The organism is Bradyrhizobium sp. SZCCHNS2022, from assembly GCF_032377575.1.
Lineage (GTDB): Bacteria > Pseudomonadota > Alphaproteobacteria > Rhizobiales > Xanthobacteraceae > Bradyrhizobium > Bradyrhizobium aeschynomenes.
Genome location: NZ_JAUHHZ010000001.1, coordinates 1,018,235 through 1,043,070, shown reverse-complemented (window position 1 = coordinate 1,043,070; position 24,836 = coordinate 1,018,235). Strand labels below are relative to the sequence as shown.

Below are 24,836 nucleotides of genomic sequence, written 5' to 3'. Positions count from 1 at the left end.
ACTTGCAACTTGCTCCTCCCATCACACAAACAAACGAAAGGCCGCCCGTAGGCGGCCTTTCTCATCAGTCACTCGGCGATGCAGCCTCACGCCGCATCCGGCGCCTTCAGCCGCACCAGCCTCGTCAGCAGCGCATCCAAGCCCGCACCCTCACCGGCATGCAGGTCGATGCGGCCGACCTTCTCGACCAGGCGCTCCAGCGACTCCAGCTCCTTGAGCCGCAGCAGCAGCGGGTTCTCCTCCATCAACCTGGCGGTGTTCAGGAGCGAGCGCGTCGCCGCGGTCTCCTCCTGGCGGCGGATCAAATTGGCCTTCGCCAGCCGCTCCGCCTCCACCACCTTGTTGACGAGCTCGCGGATCTCGCCGGGCAGGATCACGTCCTTCACGCCGAGCTCCGTCACCTCCACACCCGAGCCGTCGAGCCGCGCGCGCACGTAGTCGCGCAGCTCGGCGTCGAGCGAGGCCTTCGCCGCCAGCACCTCGTCGAGCGTGCGTGACGCCACCGCCTCGCGGATCGCGAACTGCACCAGCCGGTACAGCCACGCATCCACGTCCGGCGTCGTCGCCAGCGCCGCCTCCGGATCAACGATCCGGCGGAACGCGGTGAGCGTCACCCGCAACGCGATGCGGTCCTTGGTCAGCATCTCCTGCGCGGTGATCTCGAGCGCGGTCGGCCTGAGATCGAGGCGCTTGACCTCGACCTTGCGGCCGATCGCCCAGAACGCATGCCGGCCCGGCGCCAGCCGCTCCGTCAGCTTGCCGTCGACGTGGAGCAGACCGGCCTCGTGGTTCTCGACCACGACCTCGGTCACGATGCCCGGGCGGTTGCGCTCGATCATCGCCAGATGCCGCGCGCTCACGCGCACGTCGCTGGTGATGTCGACCCGCTCGGCCTCGACCCGTGTCGCCACCTTCCAGTAGACGCGGGTCTGCCACGGCGTCAGCAGGTGCGCCGGCCGGCCGTCGAGGCTCACGATCGCGATCTCGTTCGCGCCCGTCTCCACCGCCTCGAACAGCTCGGCCGCGAGATCGGGCCGCGCCGCCTTCAGCACCGCGAAACGATCGGCCGGGTATTCGGCCTTGACCACGTCGAACACCTGCACGGTCAGCCGGTGCACCGGATCGAGCAGCGCATGACGGCCGGGACCGAGCACGCGCACGAGCTGGCCATCGCGCCAGACCAGCGCCCGCTCGCCATCCGCCACCGTCTGCGTCTTCATCATCACATGCCAGCTCATGGCACTCTCCTGTCACGCAAGGTCCGGCCGGATGCCGGGCCCCGCTCTGTTGGCTGCCGGCCCACGCCCGCAGCAGTTTGAAATTCAAAGGACGTGAGGACCGGACGGCGCTTCCTGCCTGAACCGAGCGGGCCGCGGCTTGAGCGTCGGGTGCGGCCGGGCGCCCGCACACCTCATGGCCGCCGAAGCGGACGTGGCGATGCGCGAGCTGTCCCGGCCTTATCCGACGCGGTATCCACCGCGGCGCAGAGCCGGCTCTGCAGTGTCCTGATCAGGTCGCCATGACCGAGGCATTGCCCCGGAGCAGAACGGCCGAACCGCGACTGAAGCGCGCGTCCGGTCCTCGTCAGAGGAAATTAGCTTGCAAAGCTAACGCGCGGAGCGCTGGAGCGGGAGTCGAACCCGCGACAGGATGATTCATGGTCATCTGCTCTAACCATCTGAGCTATCCTTGGTGGTGTCGATCGGATTCGAACCGATGCCGTCGGGCTCTCACCCGATGCTCACCATGAGCTTCGACGCGTATCTTCTCTTCAGCGGAATACGCCACCGGAGACCGGCGCGCACAAGTCGGGATCTCAACGAGCCCGAACCCATGGCCGAAGCGAAGGACCGCGCGTATAGATCGACTAATACGACATGGCAAGTGTTAGTTTGTAGATGCATCAATATTTTTGACTCGAACTCAGCTAATGACCTCGGGATCTCGCCACGTCGTCATTCCGGGGCGCGCGCAGCGCGAGCCCGGAATCCATAACCACGAGCGGACATTTGACGAAGATGAGCGCCACTCGCATCTCGCGCCACATGAGCAGATGTGGCTATGGATTCCGGGCTCGCGCTACGCGCGCCCCGGAATGACCGCTGTGTCGATGCAGATCATGATACGGCACGCAACTTCGTAGCCCGGATGAGCGTAAGCGACATCCGGGTTCACACGCGCAGCCGATAGGAACCCGGACGCCGCCTGCGCCGACGCCCTTTGGGAATCGACGCAGGCGCATCCGGGCTCCACGCCCTTTCACCGCTCCAGCTCCACGTCCCAATACAGATAATCCTGCCATGTCACATGCAGGAATCTCGGCGGGAACAGGCGCTGGGCGGCCATCAGCTCGTGCCGCGTCGGCTCGAACGGCGGCCGCCGCGGCTTGAGGTAGCGACGGTCCTTGCGCGCGTTGCACGGACTGCAGGCCGCGACGATGTTGGCCCACGACGTCTCGCCGCCATCGGCGCGCGGCACGACGTGGTCGAAGGTCAGCTCGCCGTGGAGATAACGGCCACCGCAATACTGACATTCGAACCGGTCGCGCAGGAAGACGTTGAAGCGCGTGAACGGCACGCGCATCGCAGGCCTCACATAGTCGCGCAACGCGATCACCGACGGCAGCCGCATGCTGACGCTCGGGCTGCGGACAACCCGGTCGTACTCCGCGGCCACGACGTGAGAGCCGCTGACCACCGCGCGGATCGCATCCTCCCAGCTGACCACCGACAGCGGAAAGTAGCTCAGCGGCTGGAAGTCGGCGTTGAGAACGAGCGCGGGATGTGTTGCTGACATCGTCGACCTCCTTTCTCGGGCTCGGCCGGCTCATGATTGCGGATGTCCGACGGGACGACCGGATTCGTCAGGCGCGTGCGCGGTCGCGGCGCCATGGATGTAGTCGAGATAGATCTCCCGCGCGGCTGCCTCGCTGACGCCGCGGCAGGCCATCGCGATGCGCACGAAGGCAAGCGCCACCGGCGAGGACAGCGCGCGTGCGTGGTCGCAAATCTCAGGGTCTTCGCTCGTCATGCGGGTCATCTGACCCTCCGCTCGATGTGCGGAGGGTCGGATCCCGCCGCGAATTACACGTCTGCTGGAATTTGAAGTCCCGGTTTCGCCGGGGACAGTGCGAGATTGTCAGGACCCTGACAGGCGACGCCCATGCCGAACCAGCCGCGCGACCAGGTGAATGGCCGTTCGTTGGCGGGGGTGTTCGCGAGATGTGAGCTTAGGCTCAACACGGTCGTGGTCCTCAAGGGAGCGCCTGATAGCGGCTGCCCATTTTCGATGGGGCAGAGCTATGCGCAGAATTTTCCGAAGCCGTCAAGGCCGGATGGCGATGGCAGATGATAGCGATGCGGTCGAGCGCGGCAGATCGGCAACAGCCGGACTGCTCGTCGGGCAAATCAGTTGTGCGTTTTGCCTGATCATCAGGCTCATCAGCCCCGTCGGACGGCGGCCAAACGCCCGCGCGGAAGAACTCATTTGTTGAAACCCTTCAATGAGATCAGCCGCTCCGTCCGACAGGCCGCGCATTTTCTGTTTCCAAAAATCGGAATTTATGCATTCTGCTCTCCGTCCCGTCCTCATGAGAGGGGCGCTTCGCGATCGTCACGAACGTGGAGGGCGGGATGCGGTGGGCGTGTCGCCTCGCAGCGTGACCTCGGTCATGCCGACGAACGAGACGGTGCGCACGGCGAAGTCGTGATGTCCTGACACCCCGACGCTGGTGTCAAGGTCTTGGGGCCCGACATGCTCCGACCGATGGTGGCCAGACAGCCGGCGCACCAGGGAGACCACGTATAAGCCGTCAAGCCATCGCGCGGGGAATGCCGGAGTGACCGGCTGAACCTGTGGTGACTGCCGCCTGCTTTTTTTCTGCAGGCGGGCCATGGGTGAGGCCCTCACCCGGCATTCCCCGCGCCCTCTCGTGAATTTCGAGGGGCGATTCGATCCAACGCTCGGACGCGAAAGCGGGTGCGAGAACGACGATGCATGCCGCGTCATTGCGAGCGAAGCGACGCAATTGCTCTCGCAGGATCGCGGGGCTGCTTCGGAGCATTGCGCCTCGTAGCAACAAGACTGTGATGCGGTCTGCTAACTCAGTTCGTCATTCCGGGACAGCCGCGCACGCGGCTGCGCCCGGAATCCATAGGCCCGATAGAGTTTTGGATTCCGGGCTCAGCCCTGTGGGCTGCCCCGGAATGACGACGCGGGAAGATCTGGAGGGATGACGGAGATCGCAACAGGAGGACGTCGCCCCCTGCCCGGCTCAGTCGATGCGGGCGAGGACGGCGAGCTTGCGGATGCCCTTGTTCTTGTAGGCATCGAGGAACGCGTAGTAATCGCGGAACGACACACAGCCGTTGGAATCGCCGTTTGGTCCGAGCATGAAGGTGTGCGCCAGCAGGCCGTTGCGGCCGTGGATGGCGTCCTCGCCGCCGATCGGATTGAGCCGCAGCGCCGGCACGCCATGGAACAGCGCCTCGCGCGGCTTCAGCTCGTAGATGTGCGGCGGCGTGACGCCGCGCATCTTGATCTTCTCCGAGCTCGGCTTGTCGAGATTGTCGCCGAGGCCGGAATGCGCCTCGAGCTTGGTGCCGTCGGGCAGATACACCGCCTTGGCCGAGATGTCGTACACCGCCGTGCTCAGATCGTAAGGCGGACGGCCGCCACGGGTCGGATCCTTGGCGATCGACGCGGTGATGTTGGAGTCAGCCGAGGCATATGCCAGCAGGCCACCGTCCTGGCTCTCCGGCTTGCCCCAGAGCTTTTCCTGGATCGAGTGACGCTCGCCGGCGATCGACAGCACGGCCGCCTTGGCGCGCTCGGTCATCGCGCGCAGCGAGAAGCTGTTCTTCGGCGCATTCGCCTCGGCGGCCTGCGCCGGCGTGGTGGCCGGCTGCGCCTGCGGCTTGGAATTGGTGTTGGCCAGCGCCAGCTGCATCGGCGGCCGGGCGTCCTTCTTCGGCGCCTCGGCGACCCTGGGCGCCTCCGGCGCCTTCGGAGCTTCGAGCAGCTTGGGCGGCGCGGCCTCAGCGAGCCGGGGCAGCGGCGGGGCGCCGGCGGCGGCATTGGAGGCGACGCCCTGCGGCACGGCGGCGCCGAACCGGTCGTTGAACATCTGCGGCGTGATGGCGGCGACGGTGGTCACGGCCGGAGTTTCTGGAAATGCGGAGAAGGCGTCCCCCACGGCATCCGCAGCGTTCCGCGTCACAAGCCGCGGCGTCGGGCGCACGACGGGCTCGTCCTGCTCGATGCTGCCAAGGGTGGGATAGGCGTCGGCGGCGATGATCTTGGTGTAGACCGTCACGGCGCAGCCGCCGATCAGGCATGCGATCGCCGCGCCACCGATCAATTTATGAGAGAAAGCGACCAGGGAAGACTTCCTGCGGTTTCGTGCGGTCAACGCAGCTCGACTTTTACTCATTCACTCACGCCCGAACGAATACTCGAAAACTCTCACGCGATGCGTCACGGACACCCGCTTTGCATCTCGCAGAAGCACCAAGCTTCATTAAGGCGACTTTTAGTTAAATGCTGATTAAGTTTTGGCGGATTAAGGGCGGGTTAACCATGAAGGTCTGTTTTGCCGGCAAAGAGGGCGGAAACAGGGCAAAATTGCAGGCGGAAGCAATAATGCCGCACCGGGGCATTCCGGGGCGGCAGCATTCGACGGCCGCCGGAATCCGTAAAACATCGCAGGTCGCGTTAACGATTGGCCTCCAATACAGGGGGGCGGCCGATGATCTCTCGCTTCGGCAGATCAACCAGGTAAAAGTCCAAGTCGTGGGTCGTCAAAGGTCCCGGCCCAGCCGCTGCGAAACCGACGTTCCCGCTCCCCGCGCAAGTATTGAATACGTCAAGCCGTGCAAGCACCGGTTGCCGAGGCGCAGCCGGCGGCCGAGCCGGCGCGCGGGCGCAGATCGCTCTCTACGGCGCCGGATGGCCACGGCTCTCCGGTCAGCCGCGACCACGGCCGGCCGATTGCGTCCGTAAGAGTCCGGATTTGGCGGCTTCTTTCGATTGGCGGCAGTATGGTAGCGGCCGATTCTTCGCATCACCCCGTCGGCATATCGTACCGCGTCCGCTCCTGCCGAGACGACACGAGAAGGACTTCCATGCAGATCCCCGACCGGAAGCTGGCCTTCGTCCTGGCTTCCAGCAACAACGGCACGATGATCGTCAACCGGCTCGACTACCGCATGGTCGATGCCAACAGGGGCTACGGCGTCGGCTACCAGATCCTGGAGACGGGAGCTTTCGATCCAAGCGAGGTGCAGCTCGCGGTGCGCCTGCTCAACCTGCGCCGCAGGCACCATGGCGATGGCGCGGTCGCGATCGACTGCGGCGCCAACATCGGCGTCCATACCATCGAGTGGGCGAAGGCGATGACCGGCTGGGGCTCCGTGCTCTCCATCGAGGCGCAGGAGCGCATCTACTACGCGCTCGCCGGCAACATCGCGATCAACAACTGCTTCAACGCCATTGCCGTCCATGCCGCGGTGTCCTCGGAGCGCGGCGTGCTCGACATTCCCAGCCCGAACTATCTGACGCCGTCGAGCTTCGGCAGCCTCGAACTGCGCCAGCGGCCCAACACCGAGTTCATCGGTCAGGCCATCGACTACGCGAACAACACCGTCGAGGTACGCAAGCTGCCGCTGGACGATTTCAACCTGCCACGCTGCGATCTGATCAAGCTCGACGTCGAGGGCATGGAGATCGAGGCGCTCGAAGGGGCAGCGGCGACGATCGAGCGCTGCACGCCGATCATGCTGATCGAGAAGATCAAGACCGATGCCGAGCAGTTGCGGCAATGGCTCGAACGCCGCGGCTACAAGACCATCGACGCCGGCATCAACATGGTCGCAATCCATGGCCGGGACAGGACGCTGGCGGACGTCATCCCGCAGCAGGCCTGAGGCGCGCCTCAGCGCAGCAGCTCGGGCGGCGGCGTGCGATCGATGATCTCGCTCCTCGGCTGGCTGAGCGCATAGAAGGCGTAGGTTTCGATGGTCAGGGGTCCGCGCCTGCGTTCGGCCTCTCCGACCTTCTCGACCCGGGCGAACGTGTTTTCGACGTAGAACCGCGTCGCGATCTGCGCCTCGTCGACGAGCAACTGCGTGCCCGCGAGCTTGGCCGGATCAGGCTCGGGGAAATTGACCCAGCGAATGCGCTGGATCGGCTGCAGCACGCAGGTCCCGGGCGGCAGATAGAACGACAGCCAGGCGGTGGTCCCATAATCCATCGCGAGGACGCAGTTCGCGCCGGCGCGAGCGCGCGCCGCCTCGATCGCCGCCGCGAGCGGCTGCCAGCCGACGCCGACGCTGCGCACGGTGGCATCGCGCTTGTAGCCCGAGAGCCAGCCGGTGTTGGCCTGCACGATCAGGGCGACGAACATGACGATGCCGGCCGGCAGCGCCCAGCGCAGGCAGAAGGCGGCGGTGCGCCGCTCGCGCGGCGTCCAGGCGACGAGATGCGCGGCAGCTGCAGCGGCAACGACGAAGGCCGGATAGATCGGTGCGAACCAGTTGGCTTCGACCCGTGCATGCAGGGAGTGCCAGACGAAATAGGCCACGATGACCCAGACCATCGCCTCGATCAGGACGCGCGACGCCGCCTCGCCTGCCCGGCGCCGCGCCAGGGCATAGAGGCCCATCACGCCGAGGATGAAGACGAGCGGGGTCGCGAAGGCGAACTGGGTCGGAACGATTTCGGCGATGTAGACGGGCCGGAAGTCCTCGACCTTGGCGCGGCCGAGCTGCTTGATGAACGACACCCATTGGTGATCGGCATTCCACAGGATCACCGGCGAGAAGATCACGAACGCCACGATGCCGCCGAGATAGGGCCAAGGCGAGGCCAGCCAATGCCGCAGCTTCGGCACCGCCACGAGCCAGATCAGGATCGCCGCGCCGAAGAACATCGCGGTGTATTTCGACAGCAGCGCCGCGCCCACTGCGGCACCGACGGCGAGCCACCACACGCCCCTGCCCGTCTCCAGTACCTTGGCGCAGAACAACAGCACGAAGCTGGAGGCCACGAGCAACGGCGCATCAGGGGTCACGATGAGGGTGCCGACCGCCGCCATCAGGGTGACGTTGAGCAGCAGCGCCGCGGTGGCCGCCACGCGCACGCTGCCGAACAGGATCTGCGCGGTGCGATAGACCGCGTAGCTCATCGGCAGGCCGAGCAGGATCGAGACCAGACGCACGCCGAACTCACTGTCGCCGGCGATCAGCGTGCCCAGGCGGATCACGACGGCGACCATCGGCGGATGGTCGTAGTAGCCACCGGCCAGATGCTTCGACCACATCCAGTAATAGGCTTCGTCGAAGGTGATCGGCGTGACCGCTGCAGCGGCCAGCCTGAGCACGACGAGGCCCGCGATGGTCAGCCAGACGTTGCGGACCAGCCGGGCATCGTCGGCGCCTGCCGCAGAGGTCATCGCTTGCGCCAGACGAACAATCCGGAGATCGCGTAATTCCAGACCACGCCCATCAGCGCGCCGGCGGCGCCCGCCAGCCACCAGATCGGCTCCTGGTCGTAGACCGAGAAGGCGACGCCGACATTGGCGAGCAGTCCGACCGAGCAGACCAGATAGAATGCAAGCAGGCCGCGCAGGATGGCAAAGCCCTTCAGCCGCTGGTCGCGATAGGTGAGGAAGTTGTTGAGGATGAAGTTCGAGGTCATCGCGACGAAGGCGCCGAGCGCCTGCGCCTCCGCGAACGGCAGGTCGAACGCGTTGAGACCGAGAAAGAGCGTGACGAGATGCACGACGAGGCCGGTGCCGCCGACCATGGCAAACAGCAGGAAGCGCAGCGACACCACGTCGTTGGTCATCTTGGCCAGCACGAGGCCGAGGAAGTCGAGCGCGACCATCGAGTCGAGCTTGCTTTCGCCATGCAGGCGCGAGCCGAACGTATAGGGCACCTCCAGGGTGCGCAGCCCACCTTCCGCGCTGGCGATGATGTCGAGCAGGATCTTGAAGCCCTGGGTCGAGAGCTTCGGCGCGATCTCCTCGAAGCGGTCGCGGCGGATCATGAAGAAGCCGCTCATGGGGTCGTTGACCTCGACCTTGAGCGCGCGGCGCGCGATCTCGGTGGCGAAGGCGCTGGCCCCTGCCCGCTTGCTGTCGAAGCTGGCCGCGCTGCCGCCTGCGATGTAGCGGCTGCCGACCACGAGCTCGGCAGCGCCGCTCTGCAACAGAGCCAGCATCTTGGGCAGCTGGGTCTCGTCATGCTGCAGATCGGCGTCGATCACGGCCGCATAGGGCGCGCTGGCGGCGAGGATGCCCTCGATGCAGGCGCCCGACAATCCACGGCGTCCGATGCGGCGGATGCCGCGGACCCGGTTGTCGTTGCGCGACAATTCGCGCACCACCTGCCAGGTGCCGTCAGGGGAGTTGTCGTCGACGAACACCACCTCCCACGGCACGTCCTTGAACGTCGCCTCCAGCCGCCGGTACAGCGTGGTGACATTGTCGCGCTCGTTGAAGGTCGGCACGACCACCGAAACGATCGGAATATCAGCGGTTTGCAGCGGCACTGGCGGGGCCGTTCGGATGGCTTCGTTCATGGTGCGGATGCGTATATCCGCCGCACCCCACCCTGCCAAGCGCGGCGGTCGGCCAACGGTGCAAAAAGCCCGGCATGTGGCGCTGCTGCGCAACGGGCCCAGAAGGCATGGCTCGAGGCCGCCCGGCCCAAAAACGACAACGACCACAAACAAAGGGTGCGCGTACATCCGGCGCAGCCGCTCTGCCGTGGTCGTCTCGGTGCCGGAACCCTTGCGGAGCTCGACGTCACCGTCTGTACCCAAATGGGGTGCCCCGGACGGGATTCAAGAGGCGCCCAATTCCGTAGCCCAGATGAGCGCAGCGACATCCGGGTTCTCCGGTCCAGCTCGTCGGGTCCCGGATGTCGCTTACGCTCATTTGACCTCCTAGTTTGGAACCTCGCGCACGACGGGACCACGCACCGCCGGCGCGACCGGGACGGTCTGCACGGCCGTCGGAGGCACCTCGACCTTGGCCGGCTGCACCGGACGGGCCATCGGCCCCACAGGAACGTAATAGAACGCCGCCGCCAGCACGGCCGCCGCGACGATCGCGCCCAGCAGGCCGCCGACCGATTCCGCTTTCATGGTCACATCTCCCCTTCCCAGCCGTCCCCTCGATACACGAGGCTCAGCATGGCTGGAAGAGCGGCAACGCAACACCGCCGAAACTGGTCAGAAGCGCCGCAGTTGACTACTCTGCCGCAGGCTACCTCCCCTCTTGCCAGCAACGGAACCTCCAGTGAGCAAAGCTCCTGCACGCGCTTCGCAATCCAAGAGCCAGATCTATATCGGCATCGGCGGCTGGACCTTCGCGCCCTGGCGCGGCGTGTTCTATCCGGACAAGCTGCCGCAATCAAAGGAGCTGGAATACGCCGCGTCCAAGCTGACCTCGATCGAGATCAACGGCACCTATTACGGCTCGCAGAAGCCGGAGAGCTTTCGCAAATGGGCGCGCGAGGTGCCGGACGGCTTCATCTTCTCGCTGAAGGGCCCGCGGTTCGCGACCAATCGCCGTGTGCTCGCCGAGGCCGGCGATTCCGTGAAGCGCTTCTACGACACCGGCGTGCTCGAGCTCGGCGACCGGCTCGGCCCGGTGCTGTGGCAGTTCGCGCCGACCAAGAAATTCGACGAGGCCGATTTCGGCAAGTTCCTGGAGCTGCTGCCGCGCGAGCTGGACGGCCGCAAGCTGCGCCATGTGGTCGAAGTGCGGCACGATAGCTTCTGCGTGCCCGGCTTCGTCGCGCTGCTGCGCGAATTCGCAACGCCGGTGGTGTTCGCGGAGCACGGCAAGTATCCGGCAATTGCCGACGTCGCCGCCGACTTCGTCTATGCGCGCTTGCAGAAGGGCAATGACGAGTTGAAGACCTGCTATCCGCCGAAGCAGCTCGATGCCTGGGCCAAGCGGCTGCAGCTCTGGGCCGCCGGTGACGAACCGGATGATTTGCCGCGGGTTGACGAGACGTCGCTGAAGAAGACGCCGCGCGACGTGTTCGCCTATGTCATCCACGAAGGCAAGGTGCGCGCGCCGGCGGGTGCAATGGAGCTCATCGAGCGCGTGAGCTGACGTCAAGGAGGCGCATGATGGCCAAGAACATAATGGCCAAGAGCAAGACGCTGTTCACCATCGGCTATGAGCACACCCCGGCCAAGGCCGTGCTCGACGAGCTCCAATCGGCCGGCGTCAAGCTGCTGGTCGATGTCCGTGCCGTCGCCGCCTCGCGCCGGCCGGGCTTCTCCAAGAGCCAGCTCGCGGCCGGGCTCGACGAGCGCGGCATCGCCTACGTTCATCTGCGCGGGCTCGGCACGCCGAAGGAAGGCCGCGAGGCCGCCCGCAGCGGCCACTACGATACGCTGCATCGGATCTACAGCCAGCATCTGAAGACGCCGCAGGCAAAGGAGCAGATGGACGAATTGGCGTCACTGGTGAAGAGCGCCGGCCCGGTATGCCTGCTGTGCTACGAGCGCGACCACGCCCATTGTCACCGGCAATGGATCGCCGAGATCATCGAGGAACGCGACAAGGTCCGGATCGAGAATCTGGTCGCGCCTCAGGTTTAGGCCGTTGCGCTCCGGCTGTTACTCCGCAGCGCAGCTGAAGGACGACGCCTGCTCGATGTCGCCGCTGACATACTTGGCAAATTTCGGCCACGGGCAAAGCGGCCGGGTGCGCTGCGGGCTCCAGTTCGAGGGGACCTCCTTGTTGGCTGCATTCACCGTCGCCGTGATCGCCTCCGGCGCCTTGCCCTTCTCGACCCAGTCCATCAGCGCGCCCAGCGCATCGAACTTCTCCAGGGTGACGCCGCCGCCGCAATGGGTCTCGCCGGGCAGCGCAAACAGCCGCGCGAAACCGTCGGCCTTGCCCTGCAGATTGGCGTTGAGCTTCTCGTACCAGCGGATGGTGTCGTTGACCGAGAACACCGGATCGGCCTGGCCGTGATAGATCAGCATCTTGCGCGCGCCGCCCTGGAAGGCCGGCAAGGTCGGATTGTCCACGGCGGGCGGCGTCATGAAATCCATCGCGGATTCCGTGAACGGTCCGTCCTTGGCGTAGATCTTCGGTGCGTCCTTGTCGAAGTCGTAGGTCTGCAATTTCTCGACCAGCTTGTCGGGCGAGCCCTCGATCTCGACCGGCGGAGTCGAGAAGATGTAGTTGAGCGAAGCCCCGCCCATGGTGGCAATGATCGGAAGGTTATTCCAGGGCGCAACCGGGCTCTCGACCTTCCAGGCACGCCAGTTGCCGGTGCCGACGCCGCCATCGACCGGCCAATCCGAGTAGAGCGGCTCGCCCTTCGAATTGTGCGGACCGGAAAAGCTCTTCTTCAGCGCGTCGACCTTGGCGGCCGGAAGGCAGGCCTCCGTGGCCCCCGCCGCGCAGCGCAGGCTGTCGAAACTGAATGCCTTCTGGCAGGCCTTGAGGTTCGCCGTCAGCCCGTCCTTGGCGCCGTCGAGCCCGTCGCAGAGCTCGATGATCTTGGACGAGATCAGCTTGGCATCCTCGCGGGTGATCGATTTGCGGATGTCCGCGTCGGCCTTGGTCAGCGCCTGCACGTCCCAGGCGTGTTGCACGGCGGCGCGCGGCAGGTTGAAGCCGGGATTGCCCACCAGAAAGCCGTCATACTGCTCGGGCATGCGCTCGGCAGCCACCATGGTGTGGCGACCGCCATTGGAGCAGCCGGCAATGTAGGAATAATCCGGCTTCTTGCCGTAGTGCGCCGCAATGATCGCCTTGGCAATCGGCGCCAGGGTGATGTCGGCCGAATAGCCGTAATCACGCCGGGCCTGCGGATCGAGACCGAAGGCCGAACCGGCCGCAAGGCCGCGCGGCTTGTTGGCGGGATCGCTTCCGGAATGGCCGCTGTCGGACGACAGCACCGCGAAGCCGCGGGCGAGCGGCGTCACGCCGCCACTGACGAGACCATCGGCCTTGTCGCCAAGCGCCGGGACCACGACGCCGTCATTGCCACCATTGACCTGATGCAGGAAGCGGCCATTCCAAGTCTCCGGCAGGCGGATCTCGAACTGGATCGCATAGGCACGGCCGTCGACACCGGTCCGCTCGTTGACCTTGCCGGAGAGGATGCAGTGGCGCGGCAGGCCATCCGCAGCCTCCTGAAGCTTCGATCCGGTCAGGGTCAGCCCGGAGACCTTCAGCGCCTCCGCGGTCACCTTGCTGCAGCCAGCATCCTCGGCCTGCGCAGAGCCGGCCGCGCCTACGAGCGCCAGCCCGGCCACAAGCGACATACCGGTTCGGATCATGCATTCCCCCCTGATATTCTGTTCGTTGCGCGCAGTTAAGCGCGGGTTTCGGGCAATGTAAATTGCCCAGGTCGTGCAGCATCCGCGCACGGCCTATTGCAATTGCCACACCTCGAAGGGCCTGTCATAGCCCCGCACCGAAACCTCGCCGTGGAAGACGGCGTCGTGCGCCCCGTCTCCCGCCGCCTGCCGCACCTCGGAAGAGATCAGGAGCTGCGAATCGAACTCCTTGTTCAGCGCCTCCAGCCGCGAGGCGAAGTTCACGGTGTCGCCGATGACGGTGTACTCCTTGCGGCGTGGCGAGCCGATGCTGCCGGCGACGACCTCGCCGAGGTGAATGCCTATCCCGATCCGCAGCGGCCAGGACGACAAGGCATTCACGCGCTCCATCGCGATCACCATCTCGCGCGCCGCCAGGACCGCCTGCGCGGCGGCATCGCGCGATTCGAACGGTGCACCGAACAGCGCCAGAAAGCCGTCACCGAGGAACTTGTTGACGATGCCGCCATGCCGCTCGAGGATTTCGACGAGCACGGCGAATGCGCCGTCCAGACGATCCACGACCTCTTGCGGGGGCTTCGATCGCGCGGCGGCGGTGAAGCCACGGAAATCGACGAACATGACGGCAACCTCGCGGATGTCGCGTGCCTCTGCCGTGCCTTCCTTCATCAAACGCTCGACGACCTGCGGTGAGACGTGCTGGCCGAACAGATCGGTGACCCGATCGCGCGCCGATGCGGCCTCGATGCTCGCCGCAAACTGCCGGCGCAGCTGCACGCTGACGGCTCCCGCGAGCAGGCCGCACAGCAGGATGATGAAGCTGCGCTCACCATGATAATAGATCTCGGGATTCTGGCTCACGTCGATGGAGGGACGATCCACCAGCGCCACGATCAGCAATTCGGCCGCGGCCACCAGGCCGGTAAAGCTCGACAGCCAGAAATCGAGCCGAAGCGTCGAGAGAATGATGAAGATGAAATAGACCAGCGGCGCGCCGAAGCCGAGCGCCTTGTCGTGGCCGATGCCCTCGATCTGCAGCATGAGCACCAATGTGGGCAGCGACGTCTCGACCAGCGCGCTGACGTAGCGCCAGATCACAGGGACATCCCGGCCGAGGCGGATGTCCGCCTTGATCCTGAACAGGATGAGCGTCTCGAAGCCGATGAATGCAGCGATGATCGCGTAGACGTAGAGCACCCCCACCCGGCTCGGCCAGATCCACTCCGAGATCTTCGGCTGGAAGATCTCGACCAGCACAGAGATCACGAGAAACAACGCGGCGGTCGCGATCAGGGCCTTCACGCGCAGCAGCTCGGTGTTCAACGTCTGACGCATCAGCGCCAGATCGAACGCTGCCGACGTTCCCGCCAACCTCTCGCCGGTCTCTAGCCCCCCGGAGATCGTCATCGTGCCCCAGCCGCCTCCATGCCCGGCCGGCATTGTGCCTCAATCGAGGGTGCGGCGGAAGCGGAAGACGGCGACCGTCATCGCAAACAGCATGAGGCCGACCAGGGCGATCGTATCATGTTGCAGGTTCTGGAGCGTCGAGCCCTTGAGCATGATGGCCCGGACGATCCGAAGGTAATGCGTCAGCGGCAGGCACTCGCCGAGGATCTGCGCCCATTGCGGCATGCCCAGGAACGGAAACATGAATCCGGACAGCAGGATGCTGGGCAGGAAGAACATCATCGACAGCTGCATCGCCTGCAGCTGGTTCTGCGCCAGGGTGGAGAACGTGTAGCCGATCGAGAGGTTGGTCGCGATGAACAGGGTCGAGAGCAGCGCCAGCAGCAGCAGGCTTCCCATGATCGGCACGCCGAACAGGAGCACGCCGATGCCGATGATGATCGTGGCCTGCAGGAATCCGACCATCACATAAGGGATGATCTTGCCGAGCATGACCTCGACCGGCTTGATCGGCATCGACAGCAGACTCTCCATCGTGCCGCGCTCGATTTCGCGGGTCACCGACAGGGCGGTGAAGATCAGCATCGTCATGGTCAGGATGGTGCCGACCAGGCCCGGCACGATGTTGAGCCGCGACGACGCCGCCGGATTGTAGCGGGCGTGGGCCCTGATCTCGAACGGGGTCGTGACGGGGTTGCCGGTGTAGAGATCGTGGGCGAGCGCGGTCTGCACGATCATGCCGAGCGAGGACAGCGCCGAGGACGCCGCCACCGGATCGGTGGCATCCGCGGCCACCAGCAGCGCCGGACGGTCGCCGCGACGCACCGCGCGCTCGAAGCCGCGCGGGATCTCGACGCCGAACAGCACCTTGCCGGACAGCAGGAGGTCGTCGAACTCGGCGACGCTGCTGACTTCGCGGGTGAAGCGAAAATAGGCGGTGTTCTCCATCGCCTTCAGGATCGATCGGCCGAGATCGCTGTCCTCCTGCAGCAGCACCGCCGCCGGCAGGTGGTGCGGCGTGGTGTTGATGGCGTAGCCGAACAGCATCAGCTGCATCACCGGGATCATTACGATCATGGCGAACGACACCCGGTCGCGCCTGAGCTGAATGAACTCCTTGACCAGCATTGCATAGGTGCGGCGCCAGAAGCCGAACCACCGCTCGGGGGCGGAATGATCGAGCCTGCCCGGGGTGCTCATTGGAAATTGTCCCGCGAGCGGTTCATCAGGTCGATGAAGACGTCCTCGAGCGAGGGCGCTGCCTCCTCCCAGCGCAGATCAGCCTTGTCGCGCCAGGGCGCGATCGCGGCATCCAGCGCGCGGCGGTCGCGGCCGGACACGTGCAGGCTGGTGCCGAACGGCGCGATCATGTCCACCCCGGGCTTGCCGGCCAGCGCCGTGGTGAGCTCGCGCAGATCAGCGCCGCTCACCGTGTATGTGGTAAGCGCCGATTGCGCGATCACCTCGGAGACGGAGCCGTGCGCCAGCAGATGGCCATAAGCGATGTAGGCGATCTCATGACAACGTTCGGCCTCGTCCATGTAGTGGGTCGAGACCAGCACGGTCAGGCCTTCGCCGGCCAGCGCGTGAATCTCGTTCCAGAAGTCGCGCCGCGCCTTGGGGTCGACGCCGGCGGTGGGCTCGTCGAGCAGCAGTAATTGAGGGTTCGGCAGGGTGCAGGCACCGAGCGCGAGCCGCTGCTTCCAGCCGCCGGACAATTCGCCGGCGAGCTGGCGCTCGCGCCCTGCGAGACCGAGCCGCCGCACCATATCGCGCGCCGCACCTTGCGGATCGGTCATGCCGTAGAGCCTTGCGACGAACTCCAGATTCTCGCGCACCGACAGGTCCTGATACAGGCTGAAGCGCTGCGTCATGTAGCCGACGCGGCGCTTGATCTTGTCGGCATCGCGAAGGATGTCGAAGCCGAGACAGGTGCCCTCGCCGCCATCAGGCGTCAGCAGACCGCACAGCATGCGGATCGTCGTCGTCTTGCCTGAGCCGTTGGGCCCAAGGAAGCCGTAGATCGAGCCGCGCCTGACCTGCATCGACAGATCATGCACGACCTCGCGGCCGCCGAAGGACTTGGTCAGTCCCCGGACGTCGATCGCGATCTCGGCTGGCGCGGCGCCGATCATTGCTTGTCCGCCACCGGAGTCTTGGGATTTGGATAGATGCTGACGGGCTGACCGACGCGCAGCGCATCCGGCCGCGAAGGTCGTGCCTGGATCAGGTAGACCAGCTTGTGGCGCTCATCGAGGCTGTAGATGACCGGCGGCGTATACTCCGCGGACGTCGCGAGGAAGTAGACCCGCGCGGTGAGGTCGGCGGCGCAATTGTCGCAGGTCACGCGGACCTCGTCGCCGACGGCGAACTTCGGCAGATCCGGCTCCGACACGTAGAAGCGCAGCTTCATGTTGCCCGGAGGCATGATCGACAGCACCGGACGCTGCGCAGCGACCATCTCGCCCTCGCGGAAATAGATCTGCTGGATGGTGCCGGCGACGGGCGCCACGCCCTTGCGCCGCGCCAGCCGGGTCTGCGATGTCACCAGATGAGCCTCGGCGACGCGCAACGCCGAGACGGCCGAGTCCAGCGTCGCCTGCGTTCCCGCCCCGGTCTTGCTCAGGGCCGCCGCGCGATCATAGGTCTGCTGCGCATTGGCGAGCGTGGCCTTGGTCTGATTGAGATCGGCCTGCTGCAGGTCGTCATCGACCGAATAGAGCGGATCACCGACCTTGACCTCGTCCCCTTCATGCACGTTCAGCTTCGTGATCCGCCCCGCCTCGTCGGGGCTCACGAAGATCATGTCGGCCTCGACCCAGCCCTGATAGCCGGGATCGCGCGTGTCCTTGCAGCCGTTGAAGCTGAACGCCGTGACCAGCACGGCGAGGCAGTGCAGCAGGCTCATGTCGGCCTCCTCGGGCCAAAGATCAGATCGAGATGCGTCTGCAGCATCGCCTCCGCGTCGAGCGGCGCATGGCGCTCGAACAGGCTCTTCCAGAGCACCGCCACCATCATCGGTGCGATCATCAGCTGCGGATGCTGGACGAGCTTTGGCTCGCGGATCTCGCCGCGCGTGATCGCCAACTGGATCAGCGCACGCATCGCGGCGAGCCCGCGGGACACAACCCCTCGGTAGTAGAAGTCGGCAATCGCCGGGAAGCGCGGCCCTTCCGCGATGATGAGCCGGACGAGATCGCCACGGCGCGTGCCGGCGACCTCCTGGAGAAACATCTTCGCGAGGGCCTCGACCATGTCGCGGACCGAGCCGCCTGCCGGCAGTGGGGCCGCAAGACGGCCGACAAAAGGCACGATCGCGGTCCGGATCAATTCCTCGAACATCGATTCCTTGTCCTTGAAGTGCAGATAGATCGTGCCCTTGGCGACGCCCGCGCGCTTGGCGATGTCGTCGAGCCGGGTCGCCGCAAAGCCCCGGGCGATGAACTCATCCATCGCGGCCTGCACGATCGCGGTGCGCCGCTCGGCCGCTCGATCGGCCCGGCGCGAGGGGGCGGCTCCCGTTTCCGCTGGCCTGCCCGCCTGAGCCTTGCCTCGACGCAGTTTCGTTGGTTCCTTCATGGAAGATATATGACTGACTAGTCAGTCAATGTAAAGCGGTTTCACGTGAGCTGGTTTGGGAGGGCCCTCCCAGGCGACGGCTCGGACGTCCGAGACAGTCAACCGGACGGGTCAGACACAGGGCCTGATGTAGGGCCGATTGATCTCCCAGAGCTCGTCCAGAAGCTGGCGCGCGGCAGCAGCCGAATTGACGACGGGATCGATCAGCAGCGCGTGCAGCGCGATCTCCTTGGATGCCGTCATGGCCGCCTGCACCGCCAGCTGCTGCACCTGCACCTGGATCGACATCAGCTTCGCCACAGCATCGGGAAGTGGGCCCAGAGAGACCGGATGGATGCCGACGCGATCCGCCACCACGGGCACCTCGACGGCCGCGTCGGCAGCAAGGTTGGGGATGACGTGACGGTTATGCACGACCCCGGACTCGATGACCTGCCTGCGGTCGTGCAGCACCGAGCCGATCACGGCGATGGCACGCTCTCCGGAGGGCATTCGCCACCAGTCCGGCATCTCGGCACGACCGGACAGGACCTCATCGATCTGCCGGATCAGCTTGGCCCGCTCCGCCTCGTCCCACGCAAAGTCGTAACCGCCCTCGCCCGCCTCCCAGCCATAGGCGAGATACTCGCCGACGTGACTGTCACCGCAGCCGAGCCAGACCCCGAAGTCGCGCAGCAGCGCGCGCGTCAACGGGGCGACCTTGGCGTCGTAACTCCGCTCCATCTCGCGAAGCTGCGGATAGAGATCCTCGCCGGTCTCGCGGTCCCGGATCTGCGTCAGGCATTGGAAATGGTTCAGCCCGGCGCCCCATACTTCGACGCGTTCCTCGGCCAGCCCCAGGATGGACGCCACCTGGCTGCGCGCGATGAAGATGCCGTGGCAGAGGCCGATATGTTTGAGGCGGCTGTGACGCCCCAGCGCGAGGATGATGCGGCTCTCGGGATTGGAGAAATTGATGAACAGCGCATCCGGGCAGCGCAGCTCCATCTCGCGCACGAAATCGAAGACGACCGGCAGGGTGCGCAGCGTGAAGAACAAGGCGCCCGGCCCGCCATTCTCGCCCAGCGTATGGCGGATGCCGTATTTGCGCGGCACCTCGAAATCGAGCTTCCAGAGCCGGTTGCGGTCGATCGCGGTGGCATGGATCACAAAGCCGGCGCCGTCGAGAGCCGCTCGCCAATCCGTCGTCGCCTCGATCTTGAGCCCCGCGCCGGACATCTCGTTCAGCAGCCTGGCCAATCGCTCCGATCGGGCCAGCCGGGTCGGATCGCGCCCGACCAGGACCAGCGTCGAGCCGGCCAGATCATGCGTCGAGAACAGGTCCCGAAACACGCTGAGACCGAACGAGGCGCTGCTCGCGCCGAGGAAGACGATCTTGGTGACGGCGGTCATCGGCAATTTGTGCCAGCGCCGCGCGTCAGCATCCTGATCCAGATCAAATCACCGCTCCGTCTTGCGGGGCGGCGCCTCAATGAGGGCCGACGTATCAGTTGAAGTCGAGCACCACACGACCGTCGATCTTGCCGGCCTTCATGCGGTCGAAGATCGTGTTGATCTCCGACAGCGGCGCCGTCGTCACCTCGGCCGTCACCTTGCCTTCGGCGGCAAAGGCGATCGCCTCGTCGAGGTCGCGCCTGGTACCGACGATCGAGCCACGGACGGTGATGCGCTTCAGCACGACATCGAAGATCGGCGTCGGGAATTCACCCGGCGGCAGGCCCACGAGGCTGACCGTGCCCTTGCGGCGGACCATGTGCAGCGCCTGCGCGAAAGCCGGCGTCGACACCGCCGTGACCAGCACGCCATGAGCGCCCCCGCCGGTGATGGCGATCACCCGCTCCACGGCATCCTTGTCGAGCGCGTTGACCGCATGCTCGGCCCCCGCCTCCAGCGCGAGCTTCAGCTTGTCCTCGGCGATGTCGAGGCCGATCGGCTTCAGCCCCATCGCTTTTGCATACTGGATCGCAACGTGACCAAGGCCGCCGACGCCGGAGATCACCACCCACTCGCCCGGACGCGTGTCGGTTTCCTTGAGGCCCTTGTAGGTCGTCACGCCTGCGCAGAGGATCGGAGCGATCTTGGCGAAGTTCACATTGGCCGGCAGGCGCGCGGCGAATGCCGCAGAGGCGATCACATATTCCGCGAAGCCGCCGTTCACGCTGTAGCCGGTGTTGTGCTGATGCTCGCACAAGGTTTCCCAACCGGTCTCGCAATATTCGCAGCGCAGGCAGGCATCATGCAGCCACGCCACGCCAACGGCATCGCCGACCTTGAAGTCGGTGACGCCGGCCCCGAGCGCGGCGACGATGCCCGCGGCCTCATGCCCGGGGATGAAGGGCGGCACGGGTTTCACCGGCCAGTCTCCGGAGGCGGCGTGAAGGTCCGTGTGACAAACGCCGCAGGCCTTCAATTTGACGAGGAGCTCGCCTGGCCCCGGCACGGGAACCGGAACGTCCTCGATGACGAGCGGCTTGCCGAAGGCTTTGACGATTGCGGCTTTCATGGTCTGCATCTGTCTGCTCCTCATGTTGAGGCGCAAACTAACGACGCTGAACGGTGTCGGTCTTGATCGGTGTCAAATAAGAGTGCTGCTTTGATGCGCAGCATGTAACAGTTTCATGACAGCTGCAAAGTCGACGCATCCCTCGATATCATGTGTGAAACTTCAACCCATCGACGACCTTGTCGACCACCTTGCGCTCTGCACGAAACGCCAAGCCCACCAGATTGAGATCGGCGCGCGCCACAGCCCTCACCGCCTCACGGTTGGCCTCGTCATGCGTGGTCTTGAACATGTCCTCGGTGTAGAGCGCCGGCTTCACATCGCGCGACAACGCACGATCCAACGCACGTGCCAAGGCTGCGTTGTCCGGTGCACCGTAGATCAGGATCGGCTGGCCGATCAGCGCGTGATAGCTCGTCGCGGAGCCATCCTCGTAGGGCGCGCCGATGCACTCGGGGAACGCGGCCGCAATGCCGCTGGCAAGGAATGCCGCGACGTTGAGCTTCTGCCAGGCTTCGAGATCGTTGCGGATGATCAGCGCGATCTTGGTGTCGAATTGCATGTCACGTCCAATTCCAAAAATGCGGACGCCCAGAATAGCCGAGCTAATCCGGGCGTGAAGCGTTGATTGAAACTGAAGCGTGCGGGAACCGGGCGCGCTACGCAGCCGTAAGGACCATCAGCCCTTGGCGTCGCACACCCAGGCGCGGATGACGCATTCCTTGCCACCATATTTGTAGCACTCCCGGGTGGCGTCGTTGAGCGAGGCCGAGATCTTCGGCCTGACGGCGTAGCCGTGGGCGCCGCACGGATTCGCCAGATCGACCGCGAATGCGGCGCACGCCTTCTTCATCGTCACGGCCGTGCACTCACCCTTGCACTGCTTGAGCGCCGCCGCCTTGGCGAGATGCTCCGCCGGATAATCGAAAGCCTGACCGTAGGCGGCGCATTGGCCGATGGCGAAGGCTCCGGCGGCATGCGCCGGGCTGATGGCGCCGTCACTCGCCACACGCGCAGCGCCGACGATCACGGTCAAGCCAAATGCAAACAGCGCGAGACGACGCGCAGCGGTCGAAATGATCACTTTTTCCTCCCCCGAGGCCCAATAAGGCAAATCTAGCCGGGGGTCGTTGAAACTTGGTGAATGAGAGATTGAGGTGCGGGTTCTGACCGGCGTCATTCCGGGGCATTCGCGCGCAAAATGGCGAAGCCATTTTGGAGCAGCACGAATGAGCCCGGAATCCATAGCCACAGGACGATGTCGTGAGGCGAGATGCTCACGACCAGCGTGCCTCACACGGCTTGCTGGGGGTATGGATTCCGGGATCGCGCTCTGCGCGCCCCGGAATGACGAGGTGAGAGTCCCGCAGACGGCAAAGATCAGACCCGCCGCGCGGCCTCGAGCGCCTGCGGTGTGTCGATGTCGAGAAAGGCACCGTCGCCGTCGACGGGCACCTCGGCGACGGCCTCGGTGTGCTTGGCGATCAAATGCCGGGCGCCGACGTCACCGTCGAGCGTCATCAACTCGGCGAAGAAGCGGCGCGACCACAGGACGGGATTGCCGCGGCGCCCCTCGGACACGGGGACGACGATCAAATTGCCGCGATCGGGCGCAAAGGCGGCGATCAGGCGGTCAAGGAGATCCGACGACACCAGAGGCATGTCGCCCAGGCACACGACCGCACCATCGACGCCCTCGGGCACCTCGGCAACGCCTGATTTCACCGAGCTGGCAAGCCCACCGGCGAAGTCGGGATTGCGGATGAAGCGGACGTCGAGGTCGGACAGCGCGTTCTCGACCAATTCGGCCTGATGGCCGGTCACGACGATCACTTCGCAGGCACGGGAGGCCAGCGCCTGCTCGGTGACGATCCGCACCAGCTTCTTGCCGTCGAGCTCGGCCAGCAGCTTGTTCGGTCCGCCCATGCGGGTCGAGCGTCCCGCGGCGAGCACCACTGCGGCCACCTTGCGTTCGTCCACGGCCGCCTCCGGCTTGGCGCGCGGCTGCGGCCGCGTCACGATCTCCATCAGCAGGCCGCCGACACCCATCGCCGTGAGCTCGGCGCGTGTCACCTTGATGCCGGCCAGCAGCCGCATCAGCACCCAGTCGAAACCGTTCTCGGCCGGCGAGCGTGCGCAGCCGGGAGCGCCCAGCACGGGCACGCCGCCGGCGCTGCCGATCAACAGCAGATTGCCGGGGTCGACCGGCATGCCGAAATGCTCGATCGCACCGCCGATGCCGGTGATGGCGGCGGGGATGACGTCACGGCGGTCGGCGATGGCGGAGGCGCCGAACACGATCACGAGCTCGGCCCCGAGCGCCAGCAGCTCGTTGATTGCGGCGGCCAGCGCGGCCTGCTCATGCGGCACGCGGCGCTCGGCGATGATGCCCGCGCCGGCCGGCGCCAGGCGTTCGGCGGTCACCCGCAGCGTCTTGTCGATCACCTTGGGTGCGAGACCCGGCAACATGGTCGAGACCACGCCGACGCGCTTGACGACATAGGGCGCGATGCTGAGCGCCCCCTTGCCGGCCGCAGCCACGGCCGCATCGCGCAGGCGGCCCTCGACGCCGAACGGGATCAGCTTGACGGTGCCGACCATCTCGCCTTCGACCACCGGCTTGAAAGCCGGCAGGGTCGCAAAGGTGATGGCCTCGTCGACCCCATTGATGCGCTCGACGGCGGCACGGTCGATCATCAGCACGCCGGGCTGCGCCGCGAACAGATTGGCGCGCCCGGTGAAGGCGCGATCGACATGGATGCCCTCGCCCGCCACGACCTTGGCAACATCGGCGGCGGCTTCATCCTCCGAGACGTCGCCGGCCTCGAGCCGGACCACGACGATCTCGTTGACGCCTTGCCCGACCAGCGCCTCGACCTCGGCGGGACCGATCAGCGTGCCCTTCTTGAGCACCAATGACCCCTTGCGCAGGGTGTGAACGGTCACCCCGCCGATCGCCTCGGCTGGACTGGCAGGACCGAATTTCATGCCGCCTGCTCTTTCTCCTTGGCCGGCAGCCGCAACGTCGCGGTGATCTGCGCCATGATGGAAACGGCGATCTCCGAGGGCGACACCGCGCCGATGGCGAGCCCGATCGGCGCGTGGATGCGCGCGATGTCGGCATCAGTCGCCCCCTGCGCGCGCAGGCGGTCGCCGCGCTTGGCGTGGGTCTTCCGCGAGCCCAGCGCGCCGATATAGAAGCAGTCGCGCGAGAAGGCGTGCAGCAGCGCCGGATCGTCGATCTTCGGATCATGCGTCAGCGCGACGAAGGCCGTGTAGTGATCGACGTTGAGCGGCGGCAGCGCCACGTCCGGCCACTCGGCGATCAGCGGCACGTCGGGGAAGCGCTCGGGGCTTGCAAAGGCGGTGCGCGGATCGACGACGGTGACGTCGTAGCCGAGCGACCTGGCGATCGGCGCCAAGGCCTGGCTGATATGGACGGCGCCGATGATGACGAGCTTGGCCGTCGGCGCGTAGACGTTCAGGAACAGCCGCTTGCCGGCGGCTTCAACCATGCCGCTCTTGCCCATGCGCAGATGCTTGGCGAGCTCGTCCGCCAGGGAATCGGTGGCAATCGCCGCAGCCTTGACCAGGCGCTGCTCGCCGGAGGCGACGTCGGTCACGAGAATCGCCGGACGGCGCGCGGCGCGCTCGGCATTGAGCTCGGCCAGTGTGCGAAGGTCCATGCCTCAGCCCACCTTCTCGACGAATACGCGGATGGTGCCGCCGCAGGACAGGCCGACATTCCAGGCGGTCTCGTCGGCGACGCCGAACTCCAGCATCTTCGGCTGGCCGCTGGAGATCACGTCGAGCGCCTCGGTGACCACGGCGCCCTCGACGCAGCCGCCGGACACCGAGCCCAAAAACGTGCCCTCGTCATTGATCACGAGGTTGGAGCCGACCGGCCGCGGCGCCGAGCCCCAGGTCTCGACCACTGTGGCGAGCGCCACGCCATGGCCGCCCTTGTGCCAGTCCTCGGCGGCCTTGAGGATGTCTTCGTCGCGGTCGAGCATGGCAATCTCCTTCGGAC

Annotated in this window: 24 protein-coding genes and 1 tRNA gene; 3 read left to right on the top strand and 22 right to left on the bottom strand. The window is 65.7% G+C overall.

What is annotated here, in order from left to right:
* Positions 1–86 precede the first annotated feature (86 nt).
* The 6 genes from QXZ94_RS04610 to QXZ94_RS04585 all read right to left on the bottom strand — a co-directional run bounded on the left by QXZ94_RS04610 (position 87) and on the right by QXZ94_RS04585 (position 5,431).
* Positions 87–1,238, bottom strand: coding sequence for a slipin family protein (locus tag QXZ94_RS04610; RefSeq protein ID WP_315719435.1), 1,152 nt, complete (start codon positions 1,236–1,238; stop codon positions 87–89).
* A gap of 385 nt (positions 1,239–1,623) precedes the next feature.
* A tRNA-His gene (locus QXZ94_RS04605) sits at positions 1,624–1,689 on the bottom strand.
* A gap of 570 nt (positions 1,690–2,259) precedes the next feature.
* Positions 2,260–2,796, bottom strand: coding sequence for an HNH endonuclease (locus QXZ94_RS04600; RefSeq protein ID WP_315719434.1), 537 nt, complete (start codon positions 2,794–2,796; stop codon positions 2,260–2,262).
* A gap of 30 nt (positions 2,797–2,826) precedes the next feature.
* Positions 2,827–3,039, bottom strand: coding sequence for a hypothetical protein (locus QXZ94_RS04595; protein ID WP_315719433.1), 213 nt, complete (start codon positions 3,037–3,039; stop codon positions 2,827–2,829).
* 285 nt (positions 3,040–3,324) lie between these two features.
* Positions 3,325–3,537, bottom strand: coding sequence for a hypothetical protein (locus QXZ94_RS04590; RefSeq protein WP_315719432.1), 213 nt, complete (start codon positions 3,535–3,537; stop codon positions 3,325–3,327).
* Positions 3,538–4,273: 736 nt separating this feature from the next.
* Positions 4,274–5,431 (bottom strand): tlde1 domain-containing protein, encoded by a 1,158-nt coding sequence (locus QXZ94_RS04585; protein WP_315719431.1) that lies wholly within the window; start codon positions 5,429–5,431, stop codon positions 4,274–4,276.
* 691 nt (positions 5,432–6,122) lie between these two features.
* On the opposite strand from QXZ94_RS04585, the gene QXZ94_RS04580 reads away from it, so the two are divergent.
* Positions 6,123–6,923 carry an FkbM family methyltransferase gene (locus QXZ94_RS04580; protein WP_315719430.1) on the top strand — a complete coding sequence of 267 codons (801 nt, stop codon included), beginning with the start codon at positions 6,123–6,125 and terminating at the stop codon, positions 6,921–6,923.
* Positions 6,924–6,931: 8 nt separating this feature from the next.
* On the opposite strand, the gene QXZ94_RS04575 is transcribed toward QXZ94_RS04580, so the two are convergent.
* From QXZ94_RS04575 to QXZ94_RS04565, 3 genes are all read right to left on the bottom strand, one after another.
* Positions 6,932–8,449 carry a glycosyltransferase family 39 protein gene (locus tag QXZ94_RS04575; protein ID WP_315719429.1) on the bottom strand — a complete coding sequence of 506 codons (1,518 nt, stop codon included), beginning with the start codon at positions 8,447–8,449 and terminating at the stop codon, positions 6,932–6,934.
* A complete protein-coding gene (locus QXZ94_RS04570; protein ID WP_315719428.1) occupies positions 8,446–9,579 on the bottom strand; it encodes a glycosyltransferase family 2 protein in 1,134 nt (377 codons plus the stop codon). Before QXZ94_RS04570 ends, QXZ94_RS04575 begins: the two co-directional genes overlap by 4 nt.
* Before the next feature lie 366 nt (positions 9,580–9,945).
* Positions 9,946–10,146: a hypothetical protein gene (locus QXZ94_RS04565; RefSeq protein WP_315719427.1), complete on the bottom strand. Its 201-nt coding sequence runs from the start codon at positions 10,144–10,146 to the stop codon at positions 9,946–9,948.
* Between the two features lie 154 nt (positions 10,147–10,300).
* Here QXZ94_RS04565 and QXZ94_RS04560 point away from each other — a divergent pair, with 154 nt between their 5' ends.
* Complete coding sequence (locus QXZ94_RS04560; RefSeq protein ID WP_315719426.1) at positions 10,301–11,125, top strand: DUF72 domain-containing protein; 825 nt, start codon at positions 10,301–10,303, stop codon at positions 11,123–11,125.
* A 32-nt stretch (positions 11,126–11,157) separates the two neighbouring features.
* Positions 11,158–11,619 carry a DUF488 domain-containing protein gene (locus tag QXZ94_RS04555; protein ID WP_315726096.1) on the top strand — a complete coding sequence of 154 codons (462 nt, stop codon included), beginning with the start codon at positions 11,158–11,160 and terminating at the stop codon, positions 11,617–11,619.
* An 18-nt stretch (positions 11,620–11,637) separates the two neighbouring features.
* Here QXZ94_RS04555 and QXZ94_RS04550 read toward each other — a convergent pair whose 3' ends face one another.
* From QXZ94_RS04550 to QXZ94_RS04490, 13 genes are all read right to left on the bottom strand, one after another.
* Positions 11,638–13,317: a tannase/feruloyl esterase family alpha/beta hydrolase gene (locus QXZ94_RS04550; protein ID WP_315719425.1), complete on the bottom strand. Its 1,680-nt coding sequence runs from the start codon at positions 13,315–13,317 to the stop codon at positions 11,638–11,640.
* A gap of 93 nt (positions 13,318–13,410) precedes the next feature.
* Positions 13,411–14,652 (bottom strand): adenylate/guanylate cyclase domain-containing protein, encoded by a 1,242-nt coding sequence (locus QXZ94_RS04545; protein ID WP_315719424.1) that lies wholly within the window; start codon positions 14,650–14,652, stop codon positions 13,411–13,413.
* 111 nt (positions 14,653–14,763) lie between these two features.
* A complete protein-coding gene (locus QXZ94_RS04540) occupies positions 14,764–15,924 on the bottom strand; it encodes an ABC transporter permease (protein ID WP_315719423.1) in 1,161 nt (386 codons plus the stop codon).
* Positions 15,921–16,859 (bottom strand): ABC transporter ATP-binding protein, encoded by a 939-nt coding sequence (locus QXZ94_RS04535; RefSeq protein WP_315719422.1) that lies wholly within the window; start codon positions 16,857–16,859, stop codon positions 15,921–15,923. The genes QXZ94_RS04540 and QXZ94_RS04535 overlap by 4 nt, the downstream gene beginning before the upstream one ends.
* A complete protein-coding gene (locus QXZ94_RS04530) occupies positions 16,856–17,632 on the bottom strand; it encodes an efflux RND transporter periplasmic adaptor subunit (protein ID WP_315719421.1) in 777 nt (258 codons plus the stop codon). The genes QXZ94_RS04535 and QXZ94_RS04530 overlap by 4 nt, the downstream gene beginning before the upstream one ends.
* On the bottom strand, positions 17,629–18,303 hold the full coding sequence (locus QXZ94_RS04525; RefSeq protein WP_315719419.1) for a TetR/AcrR family transcriptional regulator: 675 nt from the start codon (positions 18,301–18,303) through the stop codon (positions 17,629–17,631). The genes QXZ94_RS04530 and QXZ94_RS04525 overlap by 4 nt, the downstream gene beginning before the upstream one ends.
* Positions 18,304–18,414: 111 nt before the next feature.
* Complete coding sequence (locus QXZ94_RS04520) at positions 18,415–19,695, bottom strand: alpha-glucosidase/alpha-galactosidase (RefSeq protein WP_315719418.1); 1,281 nt, start codon at positions 19,693–19,695, stop codon at positions 18,415–18,417.
* 94 nt (positions 19,696–19,789) lie between these two features.
* Positions 19,790–20,815 (bottom strand): alcohol dehydrogenase AdhP, encoded by a 1,026-nt coding sequence (gene adhP, locus QXZ94_RS04515; RefSeq protein WP_315719417.1) that lies wholly within the window; start codon positions 20,813–20,815, stop codon positions 19,790–19,792.
* 139 nt (positions 20,816–20,954) lie between these two features.
* On the bottom strand, positions 20,955–21,368 hold the full coding sequence (locus QXZ94_RS04510; protein ID WP_315719416.1) for a DUF2000 family protein: 414 nt from the start codon (positions 21,366–21,368) through the stop codon (positions 20,955–20,957).
* Positions 21,369–21,485: 117 nt separating this feature from the next.
* Positions 21,486–21,890: a DUF4189 domain-containing protein gene (locus tag QXZ94_RS04505; protein WP_315719415.1), complete on the bottom strand. Its 405-nt coding sequence runs from the start codon at positions 21,888–21,890 to the stop codon at positions 21,486–21,488.
* A gap of 296 nt (positions 21,891–22,186) precedes the next feature.
* Entirely contained in the window at positions 22,187–23,794 is a 1,608-nt protein-coding gene (locus QXZ94_RS04500; protein ID WP_315719414.1) for a molybdopterin-binding/glycosyltransferase family 2 protein, read from the bottom strand.
* Positions 23,791–24,492: an XdhC family protein gene (locus QXZ94_RS04495; RefSeq protein ID WP_315719413.1), complete on the bottom strand. Its 702-nt coding sequence runs from the start codon at positions 24,490–24,492 to the stop codon at positions 23,791–23,793. The genes QXZ94_RS04500 and QXZ94_RS04495 overlap by 4 nt, the downstream gene beginning before the upstream one ends.
* Positions 24,493–24,495: 3 nt before the next feature.
* A complete protein-coding gene (locus QXZ94_RS04490; RefSeq protein WP_315719412.1) occupies positions 24,496–24,819 on the bottom strand; it encodes an XdhC family protein in 324 nt (107 codons plus the stop codon).
* Positions 24,820–24,836 lie beyond the last annotated feature (17 nt).